The 15549-nt window shown below is 69.8% G+C and carries 17 protein-coding genes; 10 read left to right on the forward strand and 7 right to left on the reverse strand.

The window, feature by feature from the left end; translation table 11 throughout:
* Positions 1-13: 13 nt before the first annotated feature.
* A complete protein-coding gene (locus BW996_RS05585; RefSeq protein ID WP_037480943.1) occupies positions 14-1909 on the reverse strand; it encodes a bifunctional metallophosphatase/5'-nucleotidase in 1896 nt (631 codons plus the stop codon).
* A gap of 256 nt (positions 1910-2165) precedes the next feature.
* Here BW996_RS05585 and BW996_RS05590 point away from each other — a divergent pair, with 256 nt between their 5' ends.
* From BW996_RS05590 to BW996_RS05635, 10 genes are all read left to right on the forward strand, one after another.
* The gene (locus tag BW996_RS05590; protein ID WP_037480941.1) at positions 2166-4235 is read left to right on the forward strand and encodes an RNB domain-containing ribonuclease; all 2070 of its coding nucleotides are present in this window, start codon (positions 2166-2168) and stop codon (positions 4233-4235) included.
* A gap of 41 nt (positions 4236-4276) precedes the next feature.
* Positions 4277-5161 carry an energy transducer TonB gene (locus tag BW996_RS05595; RefSeq protein ID WP_037480939.1) on the forward strand — a complete coding sequence of 295 codons (885 nt, stop codon included), beginning with the start codon at positions 4277-4279 and terminating at the stop codon, positions 5159-5161.
* A 59-nt stretch (positions 5162-5220) separates the two neighbouring features.
* Complete coding sequence (gene aroE / locus BW996_RS05600) at positions 5221-6066, forward strand: shikimate dehydrogenase (protein ID WP_037480937.1); 846 nt, start codon at positions 5221-5223, stop codon at positions 6064-6066.
* A 25-nt stretch (positions 6067-6091) separates the two neighbouring features.
* The gene (locus tag BW996_RS05605; RefSeq protein WP_051631825.1) at positions 6092-6907 is read left to right on the forward strand and encodes a transglycosylase domain-containing protein; all 816 of its coding nucleotides are present in this window, start codon (positions 6092-6094) and stop codon (positions 6905-6907) included.
* Positions 6908-6934: 27 nt separating this feature from the next.
* On the forward strand, positions 6935-7540 hold the full coding sequence (locus BW996_RS05610; RefSeq protein ID WP_037480935.1) for a hypothetical protein: 606 nt from the start codon (positions 6935-6937) through the stop codon (positions 7538-7540).
* Entirely contained in the window at positions 7540-8103 is a 564-nt protein-coding gene (locus BW996_RS05615; protein ID WP_037480932.1) for a TlpA family protein disulfide reductase, read from the forward strand. Before BW996_RS05610 ends, BW996_RS05615 begins: the two co-directional genes overlap by 1 nt.
* Before the next feature lie 395 nt (positions 8104-8498).
* Positions 8499-8960 (forward strand): acetyl-CoA carboxylase biotin carboxyl carrier protein, encoded by a 462-nt coding sequence (accB, locus tag BW996_RS05620; RefSeq protein WP_037480929.1) that lies wholly within the window; start codon positions 8499-8501, stop codon positions 8958-8960.
* A gap of 13 nt (positions 8961-8973) precedes the next feature.
* Positions 8974-10329, forward strand: coding sequence for an acetyl-CoA carboxylase biotin carboxylase subunit (gene accC, locus BW996_RS05625; RefSeq protein ID WP_037480926.1), 1356 nt, complete (start codon positions 8974-8976; stop codon positions 10327-10329).
* On the forward strand, positions 10329-11258 hold the full coding sequence (prmA, locus tag BW996_RS05630) for a 50S ribosomal protein L11 methyltransferase (RefSeq protein ID WP_037480923.1): 930 nt from the start codon (positions 10329-10331) through the stop codon (positions 11256-11258). The genes accC and prmA overlap by 1 nt, the downstream gene beginning before the upstream one ends.
* A gap of 27 nt (positions 11259-11285) precedes the next feature.
* Positions 11286-12803, forward strand: coding sequence for a zinc-ribbon and DUF3426 domain-containing protein (locus tag BW996_RS05635; RefSeq protein WP_037480921.1), 1518 nt, complete (start codon positions 11286-11288; stop codon positions 12801-12803).
* 22 nt (positions 12804-12825) lie between these two features.
* On the opposite strand, the gene BW996_RS05640 is transcribed toward BW996_RS05635, so the two are convergent.
* From BW996_RS05640 to rplV, 6 genes are all read right to left on the reverse strand, one after another.
* The gene (locus BW996_RS05640) at positions 12826-13332 is read right to left on the reverse strand and encodes a peroxiredoxin (RefSeq protein ID WP_037480992.1); all 507 of its coding nucleotides are present in this window, start codon (positions 13330-13332) and stop codon (positions 12826-12828) included.
* A 124-nt stretch (positions 13333-13456) separates the two neighbouring features.
* Positions 13457-13729 carry a 30S ribosomal protein S17 gene (gene rpsQ, locus BW996_RS05645; RefSeq protein ID WP_037480918.1) on the reverse strand — a complete coding sequence of 91 codons (273 nt, stop codon included), beginning with the start codon at positions 13727-13729 and terminating at the stop codon, positions 13457-13459.
* On the reverse strand, positions 13726-13926 hold the full coding sequence (gene rpmC, locus BW996_RS05650; RefSeq protein ID WP_037480916.1) for a 50S ribosomal protein L29: 201 nt from the start codon (positions 13924-13926) through the stop codon (positions 13726-13728). Before rpmC ends, rpsQ begins: the two co-directional genes overlap by 4 nt.
* Positions 13927-13941: 15 nt before the next feature.
* On the reverse strand, positions 13942-14358 hold the full coding sequence (gene rplP / locus BW996_RS05655) for a 50S ribosomal protein L16 (protein ID WP_037480914.1): 417 nt from the start codon (positions 14356-14358) through the stop codon (positions 13942-13944).
* Positions 14359-14370: 12 nt separating this feature from the next.
* A complete protein-coding gene (rpsC, locus tag BW996_RS05660; RefSeq protein WP_037480912.1) occupies positions 14371-15195 on the reverse strand; it encodes a 30S ribosomal protein S3 in 825 nt (274 codons plus the stop codon).
* A gap of 16 nt (positions 15196-15211) precedes the next feature.
* Positions 15212-15541, reverse strand: coding sequence for a 50S ribosomal protein L22 (gene rplV / locus BW996_RS05665; protein WP_037480910.1), 330 nt, complete (start codon positions 15539-15541; stop codon positions 15212-15214).
* Positions 15542-15549: the final 8 nt, after the last annotated feature.

A 15549-nucleotide genomic window follows, 5' to 3' on the forward strand; every position in this document is an offset into this window, starting at 1 on the left:
CCCCGCTCCGGGCTCAGGGCAGCACCACGCCCGCCTTCGTCGTCACCTTCTGGTGCGAGTAGTCCGCCGCCGCCGGCCGGGCGACCGTGCCCAGCGCGGTGACATGGTCGGCGAAGGTCTGGGTGTAGAGCAGATAGGTGTTGACGAACTTGCCCGCCGCGTAGATCGGCGCGAAGGTGGCGTAGCCGTCCTTGCCGCTGGCGACGAAGTCGTTGGTGACCAGCACATAGCTGCGGGCCGGATCGATCGCCGACCAGGCGCCGGTGCTGCGGTTCTTCACCTCGACCTGGCTGAAGCGGCTGCCCTTGGGCTGGCTCAGGTCCAGCGTCCAGCGCAGGCCGGCCGCGTAGGGGTGCGAGCCGTTCGACTGCGCGCTGTCGAGGTGGTTGGCCACCCCGTCCTCCAGCGCCGCGACGATCTGCGCGCCGGTGACCTCCAGCTCGACCAGCACGTTGGTGAAGGGCAGCACGGTGAACGCGGTGTTCATCGTGATCGGGCCCGCGGCGATCGCGGTGCGCACGCCCCCGGCGTTCTGCAGCGCCATGTCGGCGCGCTTGCTCGCGCGCAGGAAGGCCTCGGCCACCACCTGCGCCGCATCGCTGCCGCGTGCCAGCGTGTTGGCGCTCTCGCAGCCGGCGACGCCGCCGGAGCGGTTGGTCGTCTCGCCCGGCACCCGCACCAGGCACAGCGCCTGGCTGGCGGTGCCGATGGTCCGGGCCTTCTGGGCATCCACCTGCGCGGTATAGCCGGCCAGCACGCCGGCGGCCACCGTGTCAGGCGCCGTCACCTGGATGCCAGCGTCGGTGGCCAGCCGGGCGCTCAGCGTCGCCTGGGTCGCGGCATCCACCGCGACGAAGGTGCCGGCCGTGTTCTTGCGCTTGAAGCTGTCGCCGATCACCAGCGAGGCCTGGCCACCGCAGCTCGCCACCGCGCCGCGGGTGTCGAACTTGACATTCATCAGGCCGAAGACCTTGCTGTATTCCCAGGCCTGGCCGATGCAGACCGTCTCGCCGGAGCGGTTCTGCACGACGGTCGGGTAGGCGCCCGAGCTGCTCAGGCCGAAGCGGGTGAAGTCGCCCAGCAGCGTGTGCGAATCCGCGCCGATGATCACGTCGACATCGCTCAGCGCCGCGGCCATCTTCTTGTCCGCCTCGTAGCCCTGGTGGGTCAGCAGCACGATGTGGCGCACGCCGCGGGCCTTGAGCTCGTCGATGTATTTCTGCGCGGTGGTGGTCTCGTCGAGGAACTGCGTCGTCGCCAGCGGGCGCGAGGAATTGGTCGTCTTGCCGGCGATGTCGATGCCGATGATGCCGACCTGCACGCCGTCGTAGGTCTTGATCAGGTAGGGCTGGTGCACCGGCGTGCCCGTCGGCGCCAGCGGCGAGCCGGTCGCCGGCACGACGTTGGCCGAGACGACCGTGGTGCCGCAGCCCCCGCCCAGCAGCTGGTCGACGAAGGTCTTGAGCACGCCGTCGCCGTCGTCGAACTCGTGGTTGCCGTAGCCGACCGCGTCGAAGCAGACGGTGTTCATCATCTTCGCGTCGGCCTCGCCCTTGAAGAAGGTGTAGTACAGCGAGCCGGTCAGCGCATCGCCCGCATGCAGCTTCAGCAGGTTCTTCGTGCCGGCCTGCTGCTGCGCCTTGAACAGCGTCGTCAGCCGGGCAAAGCCGCCCAGGTCGACCTGCGTGGCCACGCCGTCGAGCGTCAGCTCGGTGCCGGCAAAAGCCTCCAGCTGCGAGTGGTGGTCGTTGATGTGGGCGATGTTGAGCTCCAGCGCGGCATAGCTCGGCGCGGGCGCGACACTGCTGTCGCTATCATCGGTCGCGCAGGCGCCCAGCACGGCAGCGGCCATCAGCGCCAGCAGGGTCGGCCGGAAACGGCGGGCAGAGGTGGGACGCAGGCAGGGCATGGAGCGGCTCCGGGCGGATGTGAAGAAATGTCGCGATGCTGCGTGATGAGGGTGAACGGGTCATGACATGCAGAGGGCGTGCCGGGGTGGCCGGGGTGCGGGTGCCCTGCGTGGGCCCTCGCCTGCGCGAGGGTGACGGGGCGGGCGCGCGTGGGCCACGGCCTCCGCGAGGGTGACGGGCAAGCTTGCACCGTCATGCCCGCGCAGGCGGGCAGCCACGCCGGGCGGGCTCGCCATCGGCGACAATCCGGGCCCTATGAATGCCCTCTTCGAAGACGCCGGGAAGTTCCTCGCCGGCCGCGTGTTGTCCGAGGCCGAGAGCTCGATGCAGGTCGAGCTGGACTCGGGCAAGCGTGTCAAGGTCAAGGCGGCCAACGTGCTGCTGAAGTTCGACAAGCCCGCGCCGGCGGTGCTGATCGCCGAGGGCCAGCGCCTGGCCGAGGAGATCGACCTGGACCTGGCCTGGGAATTTGCGCCCGAGGGCGAGTTCGGCTTCGCGGATCTGGCGCGCGACTACTTCGACGCCGGCGCCGGCCTGACGCACCAGGCCGCGGCGCTGTTCCGCCTGTTCGGCGCGCCGCACTATTTCCGCCGCATGGGCCGCGGCCAGTTCCGCAAGGCGCCCGAGGACATCGTGAAGGCGGCCCTGCTCGCGATCGAGAAGAAGGCGCAGCTCGCCGCGCAGATCGAAGGCTGGGCGGCCGAGCTGGTCGCCGGCCAGTGCCCCCAGCCGGTGCGCGAGCAGCTCTACAAGATCCTGTTCAAGCCGGACAAGAACGCGCCGGAATACAAGGCGGTGGTCGACGCCGCGAAGAAGGCCCAGCGCGCGCCGCTGGACCTGCTGGTGGCCGCGGGCGCCATCGACAGCCCCTACCAGTTCCACTGGCGCCGCTTCCTGTTCGAGCAGTTCCCCAAGGGCACGAACTTCCCCGCCTCGCTGGTGGCCCCCGAGATCCGCGACGAGCTGCCGCTGGCGGCGGGCGTGCGCGCCTTCTCGATCGACGACTCGGCCACCACCGAGATCGACGACGCGCTCTCGGTGCAGGGCCTGGGCAGCGGCACCATCGTCTTCGGCGTGCACATCGCCGCGCCGGCGCTGGCGATCCAGCCGGACTCGGCCGTGGACAAGGTAGCGCGCGATCGCTTCTCCACCGTCTACATGCCGGGCTGGAAGCTGACCATGCTGCCCGACGAGGTGGTGCAGAGCTACACGCTGCAGGAGGGCCGCGACTGCCCGGCGGTGTCGCTCTACGTCACGATGGACGAGGCGACGCTGGCGGTGAAGTCCACCGAGACGAAGCTCGAACGCGTGCCCATCGTCGCCAACCTGCGCCATGACAAGCTCGACGCGGTGGTGACCGAGGCGGCGCTGAGCGGCGAGGCGCCCGCCGACTTCGACTTCGCGCCCGAGCTGGCCTTCGGCTGGCGCCTGGCCAAGCATCTGAAGGCCCAGCGCGAGGTGGTGCGCGGCAAGCCGGAGAACTTCAACCGGCCGGACTACAACTTCCGCCTCGTCGATGCCGACGGCCAGTCGCCGGTGGCGCCGCCCGAGGGCCGCGAGACGGTGCTCATCAGCGAGCGCCGCCGTGGCGCGCCGCTCGACACCATCGTCGCCGAGGCGATGATCCTGGCCAACAACACCTGGGGCGGCTGGCTGGCCGAGCTGGGCGTGCCGGGCATCTACCGCAGCCAGGCCAGCATGGCGCCGGGCGTGAAGGTGCGCATGTCGACCAAGGCGCTGCCGCACGCCGGCATGGGCGTGGCGCACTACACCTGGGCGACCTCGCCGCTGCGCCGCTATGTCGATCTGGTCAACCAGTGGCAGATCATCGCCTGCGCGCGCCACGGTCGCACCGCGGCGCTGGCGGCGCACTTCAAGCCCAAGGACACCGCGCTGTTCGCGATCATCTCGGGCTTCGACGCGGCCTACTCGGCCTACAACGGCTTCCAGAACGGCATCGAGCGCTACTGGACGCTGCGCTGGCTGCAGCAGAACGGCGTGACCGAGCTCGACTGCGCCGCGATGAAGGACGGCCTGGTGCGCGCCGACACGCTGCCCCTGGTGCTGCGCGCGGTCGGCGCCGACGGCCTGCCGCGTGGCGCGCGGGTGCGGGTGCGCCTGGGCGAGCCGGACCTGCTGACGCTGGAGATCGGCGGCAGCGTCATCGCCCGCCTGGACGATCCGACCCGCGCGGACGACGACGCCGCGCTCGAGGACGAGGCCGAGGAAGGCGCCGAGGCCGCCGCCACTGGCCTGGCCCTGGCCATCGACGTGGCCGATGCCGACACGCCGGCCGCGGCCGACGGCGGCGCGCCGGCCGCCTGAGCCCGGCCCCTTTGCCTCCTCCCCGCCTCCACGCCCCGCCGATGCAGCGCCTCAAGCAACTCTCGAACCTCCAGATCGCCCTGCTGCTGTCGCTGGGCGTGCATGCCGCCCTGCTGACGCTGCGGGTGGTCGATCCGGAAGCCTTCGACCGCATCCTGCAGGACACCTCGCTCGAGGTGGTGCTGGTCAACGCCAGCTCCGCCGAGGCGCCGACCCAGGCGCAGGTGATCGCGCAGCGCAACCTGGCCGGCGGGGGCGATGCCGAGCAGGGCCGGGCGACCTCGCCGCTGCCGCCGGCACCGGTCAATCAGGCGGGCGATTCGCTCGAGGAAACGCAGCGCCAGATCGAGCAGATGCAGCTGCAGCAGATGCAGCTGCTGGCGCAGATGAAGCGCGAGCTCGCCCGTCTGGCCGCCACCGACCCGGCTCGGCCTTCGGCGCAGGACAGTCCGGCCGCACGCGCCGAAGAGGAGCGCCGCCGCCAGCTGCTCGACCAGCTCGCGCAGATCGAGAAGCGCATCAACGACGAGAACGCCCGCCCGCGCCGGCGCTATGTCAGCCCCTCGGCCCGCGAGGGCGTGCACGCGATCTACTACGACACGCTGCGCAGCCGCATCGAGGACATCGGCACGCGCAACTTTCCCGAGGACAAGGGCGTCAAGCTCTACGGCGAGCTGAGCATGCTGCTGGAGATCGACAGCCTGGGCCGCGTCGTCGAGGCCGAGATCATCCAGACCTCCGGCAATCGGCTGCTCGACCGCAAGGCGCAGTCGATCGTGCGCGGCGCCGGCCCCTACGGCCACTTCACGCCGCAGATGCGCGCGCAGTTCGACCGGCTGGTCTTTGTCTCGCGCTTCCGCTTCACCCGCGAGCAGGGCCTGCAGGCGACGGTCGAGGAAAACCAGAACGCGCCGCAGGGCCGCTGACGCGCCGCCCCTCGCCCGCGCCCTTCTTCATTCAGTCACTCTCACGCCCGCCTGCTGCCATGGACCGCTATGTCGTGATCGGCCACCCGGTGGAGCACAGCCGCTCCCCCGCCATCCACGCCCGCTTCGCCGCCCTGACCGGCCAGACGCTGGTCTACGAGCGCCTGCTGGCCCCGCTGGACGACTTCGCCGGGACGGTGCGCGGCTTTGCTGCGGCCGGTGGGCGCGGCTGCAATGTCACCGTGCCGTTCAAGTTCGAGGCCTGGCAGCTGGCGGCGCGCCGCACGCCACGCGCCGAGCTGGCGCAGGCCGCCAACACGCTGCGCTTCGACGCCGAGGCCGACGGCGGCTGGTGGTGCGACAACACCGACGGCGCCGGCCTGGTGCGCGACATCACGGTGAACGCCGGTGTCGCGCTGGCCGGCCGGCGCGTGCTGCTGATCGGCGCCGGCGGTGCGGCCGCGGGCGTGCTCGGGCCGCTGATCGAGGCGCGGCCCGCCGGCATCGTCATCGCCAACCGCACCGCCGAGAAGGCCCAGGCGCTGGCGCTGCGCCATGCCGCGCTGGCGCGCGAGCACGGCGTGGCGCTGCAGATCGCGGCGCTGGAGGCGCCCGGCGAGGCCTTCGACGTGGTGATCAACGGCACCGCCTCCAGCCTGTCGGGCGCGGGCGTGCCGGTGCCGGCCGAGGTGCTGCGCCCGGGCGCGCTGGCGCTGGACATGATGTATGGCTCGGGCGCACGCGGCTTCCTGGCCTGGGCGAGCGCGCACGGCGCCACCGGCCGCGACGGCCTGGGCATGCTGGTCGAGCAGGCGGCGGAAGCCTTCCTGGCCTGGCGCGGCGTGCGGCCCGACACCGCGCCGGTGCTGGCCGAGCTGCGCGCGCTGGTCGACGCACCGCGCTGAAACAGCCCGCCCGGAGAGACCCGCGATGTCGGACGCCCCTGTCGCGACGCTGTCCTGGCCGGCCCGGCTGGGCCGGCTGCTGGTGCTGGTGCTGCTCGCAGGCCTGGCGCTGCAGCTGTATTTCCTGCTGCGCATCGCGCTGATGACGGTGATCGATCCGGCCTCGACCACCTTCCAGCGCAGCGAGATCTGGCGTCTGGCCACCACCCAGGGCAGCGTCGACTGGGCGCAGGACTGGCGCGACTACGAGGAACTGGGCCTGCCGATCGCGCGCGCGGTCATCGCCAGCGAGGATGCCGGCTTCGTCGAGCACAGCGGCGTAGAGTGGGACGCGATCGAGAAGGCCTGGGAGCGCAACCAGCGCGCCGAGGCGGTGGCCGAGCGCCGCAACGAGCAGCTCGAGCGGCGCCAGCAGCAGGCGCTGGCGCGCGGCCGGGCGCCGGCCGAGCCGCCGCCGCGGGTCGAACCCAAGGTGGTCGGCGGCTCGACCATCACCCAGCAGCTGGCCAAGAACCTCTTCCTGTCGGGCGAGCGCACCGCAGCGCGCAAGGCGCAGGAATTTGTCATCACCTTCATGCTCGAGGCGCTGCTGAGCAAGCGGCGCATCCTCGAGATCTACCTGAACCATGTCGAGTGGGGCGAGGGCCTGTTCGGGGCGCAGGCCGCCGCGCGCCACTACTTCCGCACCGATGCGCGCCGGCTCGGGGCGGTGCAGGCCGCGCGGCTGGCGGTCATGCTGCCCGCGCCCAAGCGCTTCGAGCGCCGGCCCGGCTCGGGCTATCTGACAAGCCGCGCCGGCACCATCGCCGCGCGCATGGGCGCGGTGCAGCCACCGCGCTGAGTTCCCAACCCTGCGAGGATCGCCAGGATGTCCACGCCACTGACTGCGGAGATCGCTGCCGCCGCCGCCCGCCTCGTCGTCGAGGAAGGACTGGAGTACGGCCCGGCCAAGCGCCGCGCCGCCCGCGACCTGGGCCGCGGCGCGCGCCAGACCGAGCTGCCCGGCAACGACGAGGTCGAGGACGCGGTGCGCGAGTACCTCGACATCTTCTGCGCCGACACCCAGCCGGAGGAGCTGCGCGCGCTGCGCGAGCTGGCCACCGTCTGGATGGAGCGCATGGCCGCCTTTCGCCCGCACCTGACCGGCGCGGTCTGGCGCGGCACCGCCACGCGGCTGTCGGCACTGCACCTGGAGCTCTACTGCGACGACGGCAAGTCGGCCGAGATCGCACTGCTCGACCGCGGCGTCGACTTCGACATCGCCAGCACGCGCGGGCCGCAGGGGCGCGACATCGACGTGCTGTCGCTGGCCTCGCGCTGTCCCGCCTTGGGCGAGACGGTGACGGTGTTCCTCTCGGTGCTCGATCATGACGACCTGCGCGGCGCGCTGAAGGCGGACGCACGCGGCCTGACCCAGCGCGGCGACCTGGCGGCGCTGCGCAGGCTTCTGGACAAGCAGGCGGAGGAGGACTGATGCGACGCAGGACCTGGATGATGCTGGCGGGCGGCACCGCGCTGGCCAGCGCGGGGGCCGGGCTCTGGTGGCGCTCGACCGCGCATGACGTGCCGGCGGCGGCGACCGCCCCGGCGGACGGCGCGGGCACGCTGTGGTCGATGCAGTTCGACCGGCCCGAAGGCGGCAGCCTGGCGCTGGCCGCGCTGCGCGGGCGCCCGCTGCTGATCAACTTCTGGGCCACCTGGTGCCCGCCCTGTGTCAAGGAAATGCCCGAGCTCGACGCCTTCGCCAAGGAGCAGGCTGCACTGGGGCCGTCCGGCTGGCAGGTGATCGGCCTGGCGGTGGACGGCCCGACCCCGGTGCGCGAGTTCCTGGCCCGCACGCCGGTGAGCTTTCCGGTCGGTCTGGCCGGTTTCGGCGGCACCGAGCTGGCGCGCAGCCTGGGCAACGGCGGCGGCGGCCTGCCCTTCACCGTGGTGCTCGACGCACACGGCGAGGTGATCCATCGCAAGCTCGGCGCCACCGATCTGAAGGAAATGAAAGACTGGCGTCGTCAGGACGCATCGTCCCCCCGGTCCTGAGCCGGGAGATGGGCCCGACAGGTTTCCGAGCCATCGCCGCTCGTGGCATCATCGCGCCCCCGCGCCATCCGGCCGGTTCCTGCCCGATCGCAAATTCGTTGCATCGCTGATCGACTTGAAACGAAAAGCGCGTAAAGTCGGGGCTTCCTCCAGAAACTCGCGGTATCCATGCATATCGGCAGCCTCCAGAGCTTCCCGTCGGTCCGTCCCGCGCATCCCCGCGGGATGAGGTCCGGCCTCAGCGATACCGCGCCGACCCGGGCCGGCCGACGGCCTTTCCACACGGACACGACCTGAACCGGCGCCTGCGCGCGCAGGCAGATCCGCCGCCCTGACGCGGCGCCTGCACGGTCTCCCGTCGTCCACCGCAACCCAAGAATCCCGGAGCCTCCTCCATGGACCTTCGCAAGCTGAAGACCCTGATCGACCTGGTGTCGGAATCCAACGTCTCCGAACTCGAGATCACCGAAGCCGACGGCAAGGTGCGCATCGTCAAGCAGAGCCCGACCCAGGTCGTGGCGATGCCGGCGCCGGTCTATGCCAGCGCGCCCGCCCCGGCCGCGGCCGCAGGCGCTCCCGCTGCCGCGGCCCCCGCGGCGGCCCCGGCTGCCGCAGAGATCGCCGGCACGGTCGTCAAGTCGCCGATGGTCGGCACCTTCTACCGCGCCTCCAACCCCGGCGCCAAGCCGCTGGCCGATGTCGGCACCACGGTCAAGAAGGGCCAGGCGCTGTGCATCATCGAAGCGATGAAGATCATGAACGAGATCGAGTCCGAGTTCGACGGCACGATCACGAAGGTGCTGGCCGAGAACGGCCAGGCCATCGAGTACGGACAGCCGCTGTTCATCATCGAATAACAGGGCCTGCGCCATGTTCAAGAAGATCCTGATCGCCAATCGCGGCGAGATCGCGCTGCGAATCCAGCGCGCCTGCCGCGAGATGGGCATCCAGGCGGTGATCGTCTATTCCGAGGCCGACCGCGACGCCAAGTACGTCAAGCTCGCCGACGAGGCGGTCTGCATCGGACCGCCGCCGTCGCAGAAGAGCTATCTGCACATGCCGGCCATCATCTCGGCCGCGGAAGTGACCGACGCCGAGGCCATTCACCCCGGCTACGGCTTCCTGTCGGAGAACGCCGACTTCGCCGAGCGCGTCGAGAAGAGCGGCTTCGCCTTCATCGGCCCGCGCCCCGAGTCGATCCGCCTGATGGGCGACAAGGTCTCGGCCAAGGACGCGATGATCAAGGCCGGCGTGCCCACCGTGCCCGGCTCGGCCAGCTCGCTGCCGGATGATCCGAAGGAGATCATCCGCATGGCGCGCGAGATCGGCTATCCGGTCATCATCAAGGCCGCCGGCGGCGGCGGCGGTCGCGGCATGCGGGTGGTGCACAGCGAGTCGGCGCTGATCCACTCGGTCGAGACGACACGCGCCGAGGCCGGCTCGGCCTTCAACAACCCGGCCGTATACATGGAGAAGTTCCTCGAGAACCCGCGCCATGTGGAGATCCAGGTGCTGGCCGACCAGCACGGCAACGCCGTCTGGCTGGGCGAGCGCGACTGCTCGATGCAGCGCCGCCACCAGAAGATCATCGAGGAGGCGCCGGCGCCGGGCATTCCGCGCAAGACCATCGAGAAGATCGGCGAGCGCTGCGCCGCCGCCTGCCGCAAGATCGGCTACCGCGGCGCGGGCACCTTCGAGTTCCTGTACGAGAACGGCGAGTTCTACTTCATCGAGATGAACACCCGCGTGCAGGTGGAGCATCCGGTGACCGAACTGATCACCGGCATCGACATCGTGCAGCAGCAGATCCGCATCGCCGCCGGCGAGCCGCTGCCCTTCACGCAGAAGCAGATCGGCCTGCGCGGTCACGCGATCGAGTGCCGCATCAACGCCGAGGATCCGTACAAGTTCATCCCGTCGCCGGGTCGCATCTCGGTGTGGCACCCGCCGGGCGGCCCGGGCGTGCGGGTGGACTCGCATGCCTACAGCAACTATGTGGTGCCGTCGAACTACGACTCGATGATCGGCAAGATCATCGTGCACGGCGACACCCGCGAGCAGGCGATGGCGCGCATGCGCAGCGCGCTCAGCGAGATGCTGGTCGAAGGCATCAACACCAACATCCCGCTGCACCGCCAGCTGATGGCCGATGCCGCCTTCATCGCCGGCGGCACCAACATCCACTACCTCGAAGGCTGGCTGGCCGCACGAAAGGCGGCACTGTGATGATCGAGCTGGTGCTGCTGGCCCGCGCCGACCAGGTCGATGCGCTGAGCGACGCGCTGACCGACGAGCTCGACGCCCTGGCCGTCACGGTCGAGGATGCCGATGCCGACACGCCCGACGAGGCGCCGATCTTCGGCGAGCCGGGCATGCCCGCGACGCTGTCGTCGCAGATCGGCGGCTGGCAGCGCTCGATCGTCAAGGCGCTGTTCACCGACGAGGATGCCGCCACCGAGGCCGCCACGCTGCTGCTGGCGCAGGACGACGACAGCGGCGCGACGCTGTTCGACGATCTGCACATTCACGGCCTGCAGCCGGTGGCCGACCAGGACTGGGTGCGCCTGACGCAGTCGCAGTTCGAGCCGGTGCTGATCACCTCGGACTTCTGGATCGTGCCGTCCTGGCACAAGGCGCCGGAAGGCGCAACCCGCGTGATGCGGCTCGATCCGGGCCTGGCCTTCGGCACCGGCACGCATCCGACCACGCGCATGTGCCTGCGCTGGATCGCGCGCCACGCCGACCTGTCGGCGCCGTGGCCGCGGGTGCTGGACTACGGCTGCGGCTCAGGAATCCTGGCCATCGGCGCCGGGCTGCACGGCGCGACCGGCATCGACGCGGTCGACATCGACCCCGCCGCGGTCGAGTCCAGCCGCGCCAATGCGGCGGCCAACGGCGTGAGCCTGAACCGGGTCGGCCTGCCCGACCAGGCCGAGGGCCTCTATCCGGTCGTGCTGGCCAACATCCTGGCCGCGCCGCTGAAGCTGCTGGCTCCGCTGCTGAGCCAGCATGTCGCGCCGGGTGGCTCGCTGGTGATGGCCGGCCTGCTCGAGCGCCAGATCGAGGATCTGCAGGCAGCCTATGCACCGTGGCTCGCGCTGGAAGTGGCAGATCGTGAAGAAGGCTGGGTCCTGCTGAGCGGCCGACGCCCCTGATCCGGGGGCGGATGGCATGATCCGGTCATGAGCCTGGCTACCTCCTGTCCCTCCTGTGGCACCGTCTTCCGCGTCCAGCAGGATCAGCTGAAGACCTCCGAAGGCTGGGTCCGCTGCGGCCAGTGCCAGGAGGTCTTCAACGCGCTCGAAGGCCTGTTCGACCTGGACCGGCGCGAGACCTCGGGCAGCAGCAGCCGCCAGGCGCCCCCGGATCTGGCCCGCCCGACCGCCATTCCCGACCCGAACGATCCCGCCTGGGCCGAAACCCGGCCGGCGATGTTCTCGGGCCGTGACAGGAAAGCCCCCTCCACACCACCGCCTCCCCCTCTGCCGCCGCGGCACGCACCGGCCGCGCCGCAGGTGCGCATCAGCACCCGACAGATGGGCACCTGGGATCCGACCGCGCAGGATTCCGGCCTGTCGATGGCCCCGACCCAGCCCGACACCGGCTCCTGGCGACTGCTGCGCGATCCCGATGATCCGGCCCGACCGCTCTCCGAGGCCGACGACAGCCTGCTGATGCCCGCGCCCCCGGAGCCCGAGCCGCGGGAGGATGCCGGCTATCCGGCCACCACGCTGGAATTCCGCTCCGAAGCCTTCAGCGCCTTCGCCAGTGCCCGTCTGGACCAGCATCAGGGGCAGCCGGACGTGGATCTGTCGCTGCCGATCCCTGCGGCACCCGCCGAACCGATGCCGCCTGTCGAAGCGGTCGCCCCCGTGGCGCCCAGCGAACCGGCGGGGCCGATGCCGACGGCACCACAGCCTGACGACAAGCCCGTGGCCGTGGCGGCCACCGTAGCGCCGCTGCCCGCCGAGTCTGCCGTCACGCCGGAGCCGGAGGCGGTGCCGCAGCCGGTCACGGAACCGGCCTCGAGCCCGCAGCCCTCGCCGGACCCATTCGAGAAGACCCTCGACCTGAGCGGCGAAGCGACGCCGCCCGCGCTGTCACGGCAGGGCGAGCAGGAAGAAGCGCAAGCCGCAGCAGCCACGACGGCGGCCATGCCGCTGCCGTCGCCGCCTGCGGTGCAAGTCGATCCGGAGCCGACGCTGGACTTCATTCGCCAGGCCAACAGCCAAGCACGCTGGCAGCGCCCCTGGGTGCGCGGCGCGCTGAGCGCCTCGGCGCTGCTGCTGGGGATCGGATTGCTGGCGCAGATTGGCACGCACTGGCGCGATCTGGCCGGAGCGCGCTGGCCCGTGCTGAGCCCGGTGCTCGAGGCGCTGTGCCAATGCCGGCTGCAGGCACCGCGGCAACTGGATGCGCTGGTGGTGGACAACACCACGCTGAAGCGACCTCAGGAGAGTGCCGGCTTCCAGCTTGGCGTGACGCTGCGCAACAAGGCGACGCACCCGATCGCCGCGCCGCACATCGAGCTGAGCCTGACCGACACGCGCGGTCAGGTGGTGCTGCGCCGGGTGCTGTCGCCCCAGGACTTCAGGCAGCCCGAGCGCCTGCAGGCCCAGACCGATGCGACCTGGCTGCTGGACTTCAGCAGCACCGACAGCCGCATCACCGGCTACACGCTCGCGGCCTTCTATCCCTGATGGGCCAGGAACCCGGACGGGATCAGGCGCGCGCCTGGGCCAGCAGCGTCGCGGCGTCACTGACCTCGAACTTGCCCGGGCCTTCGATGTTCAGCGTCTTGACCACGCCGTTGTCGACCAGCATCGAGTAGCGCTGCGAGCGCACGCCCAGGCCCTTGGCCGTCAGGTCGAGCACCAGATCGACCGCACGGGTGAAGTCGGCCGAACCGTCGGCCATCATGCGCACCTTGCCACCAGCGGCGTTCTCGCGGCCCCAGGCGCCCATCACGAAGGCGTCGTTGACCGACAGGCACCAGATCTCGTCGACACCGGCGGCCTTGAACGCCTCGGCAGCCTGCACATAGCCGGGCAGATGCTGGGCCGAGCAGGTCGGGGTGTAGGCACCGGGCAGCGCGAAGATCGCGATCTTCTTGCCGGCGCAGGCCTTGGCCACGTCGAAGGCGTTCGGTCCGAGCGAGCAGCCATTGCCCTCGACCTCGATGTATTCGTAGACGGTCGCGGACGGCAGGGTGTCACCGATCTTCAGCATGATGGTCATCTCCAATGAAAAAAACCGGCCGCCAGTATCCCAGCGTGCCGGTTCTTGTGTTGACCGGAATCAAAAGACCCCGGAAAACATGCGATAACGATGGATCGCTACTGATCGCGAAAGATCAGACCAGACGAGCCTTCTCGACCAGGCGGGTCACGACCCAGCTCTTGGTCTTGGAGATCGGACGGCCTTCGGCGATCTCGACCAGATCACCCATCTTGTAGTCGCCGTTTTCGTCGTGCGCATGGTACTTGCGCGAACGGGCGACGATCTTGCCGTACAGCTCGTGCTTGGCGCGACGCTCGACCAGGACGGTGACCGTCTTGGCGCGCTTGTCGCTGACCACGCGGCCGACCAGGGTGCGCGTGTTCTTGGTGGCTTGGGCTTCGCTCATTGCGCGGCCTCCTTCTTCTTCTCGGCCAGGATGGTCCGGGCGCGAGCGATGTCGCGGCGGGTCTTGCCGAGCAGGGTGTTGTTGGCCAGTTGCTGAGTGGCCTTCTGCATGCGCAGGCTGAAATGGGCCTTCAGCAGATCGCTGATTTCCTTTTCGAGCGCAGCGACATCCTTGGCGCGGAGTTCAGATGCTTTCATTCAATCTCTCCCGGCTCAGGAACCGAACTGGCGGGTCACGAAGGTGGTGCTCAGCGGCAGCTTCGCGGCAGCCAGCGTGAACGCTTCGCGAGCCAGTGCTTCCGGCACGCCGTTGATCTCGTAGAGCACCTTGCCCGGCTGGATCTCAGCGACGTAGTACTCCGGGTTGCCCTTGCCGTTACCCATACGCACTTCGGCCGGCTTCTGCGAGATCGGCTTGTCCGGGAAGATGCGGATGAAGATGCGGCCACCGCGCTTGATGTGGCGGCTGATGGCACGACGGGCGGCTTCGATCTGGCGAGCGGTGATGCGGCCACGCTCGGTGGCCTTCAGTCCGAACTCGCCGAACGACACCTGGGCGCCACGGGTGGCGACGCCGGTGTTGCGGCCCTTTTGTTCCTTGCGGAACTTGCGACGCGAAGGTTGCAACATTCCTTGTTCTCCTTAAGCGGCCGGCGTGCGGACCACGCGCTTGACAGCGCCGTCGGCACCGCCCGCGTTCGCACCACCGCCACGGCGGTCACCACGGTCACCATTGCCACGCGGACCACGGCGCTCGCCCGGACGGTCGTTGCGCGGGCCACGGCGGCGGCGGTCGTCTTCCGGACGCTCTTCGCGTGCGGCAGCCGGCAGCTCGCCATTGGCCAGGCGATCACCCTTGTAGACCCAGACCTTGACGCCGATGACGCCGTAGGTGGTCTTGGCTTCGGCGAAGCCGTAGTCGATGTCGGCGCGCAGCGTGTGCAGCGGCACGCGACCTTCGCGATACCACTCGGTACGCGCGATTTCGATGCCGTTCAGACGGCCGCCCGACATGATCTTGATGCCCTGGGCACCCAGACGCATGGCGTTCTGCATCGCGCGCTTCATCGCGCGGCGGAACATGATGCGCTTCTCGAGCTGCTGGGTGATCGACTCGGCGATCAGCTGGGCATCGGTTTCCGGCTTGCGCACTTCCTCGATGTTGACGGCCACCGGCACGCCCATCATCTTGGCGAGTTGCACCTTCAGGTTCTCGATGTCCTCGCCCTTCTTGCCGATCACGACGCCCGGACGAGCCGAGAAGATCGTGATGCGGGCGTTCTTGGCGGGGCGCTCGATCAGGATGCGCGAGACAGCGGCGTTCTTGAGCTTCTTCTTCAGGAACTCACGAACTTCGATGTCTTCGGCCAGCATCACGGCGAACTGGCGGTTGCCAGCGTACCAGCGCGACGACCAGTTGCGGGTGACCGGCAGGCGGAAACCGATCGGATGGATTTTCTGTCCCATGGTTCTCTTTCCTGCCTCAGTTGCCGACGGTCACGTAGATGTGAGCGGTGGGCTTGCTGATGCGGTTGCCACGGCCCTTGGCACGGGCGGTGAAGCGCTTCAGCGTGGCACCTTGCTCGACATAGATCGAGGTGACGCGCAGCTCGTCGATGTCCGCGCCATCGTTGTGCTCGGCGTTGGCGATCGCGCTTTCCAGCGCCTTCTTGATGATGCCGGCGGCCTTCTTCTGCGTGAACGTCAGGATGTTCAGCGCTTGGTCGACCTTCTTGCCACGGATCATGTCGGCCACCAGGCGACCCTTGTCGCAAGAGAGGCGCACGCCGCGGACGACTGCTTTCGTTTCCATCGTCAGGA

Source organism: Sphaerotilus natans, assembly GCF_900156335.1.
In the GTDB taxonomy this organism is placed as follows: domain Bacteria; phylum Pseudomonadota; class Gammaproteobacteria; order Burkholderiales; family Burkholderiaceae_C; genus Sphaerotilus; species Sphaerotilus natans.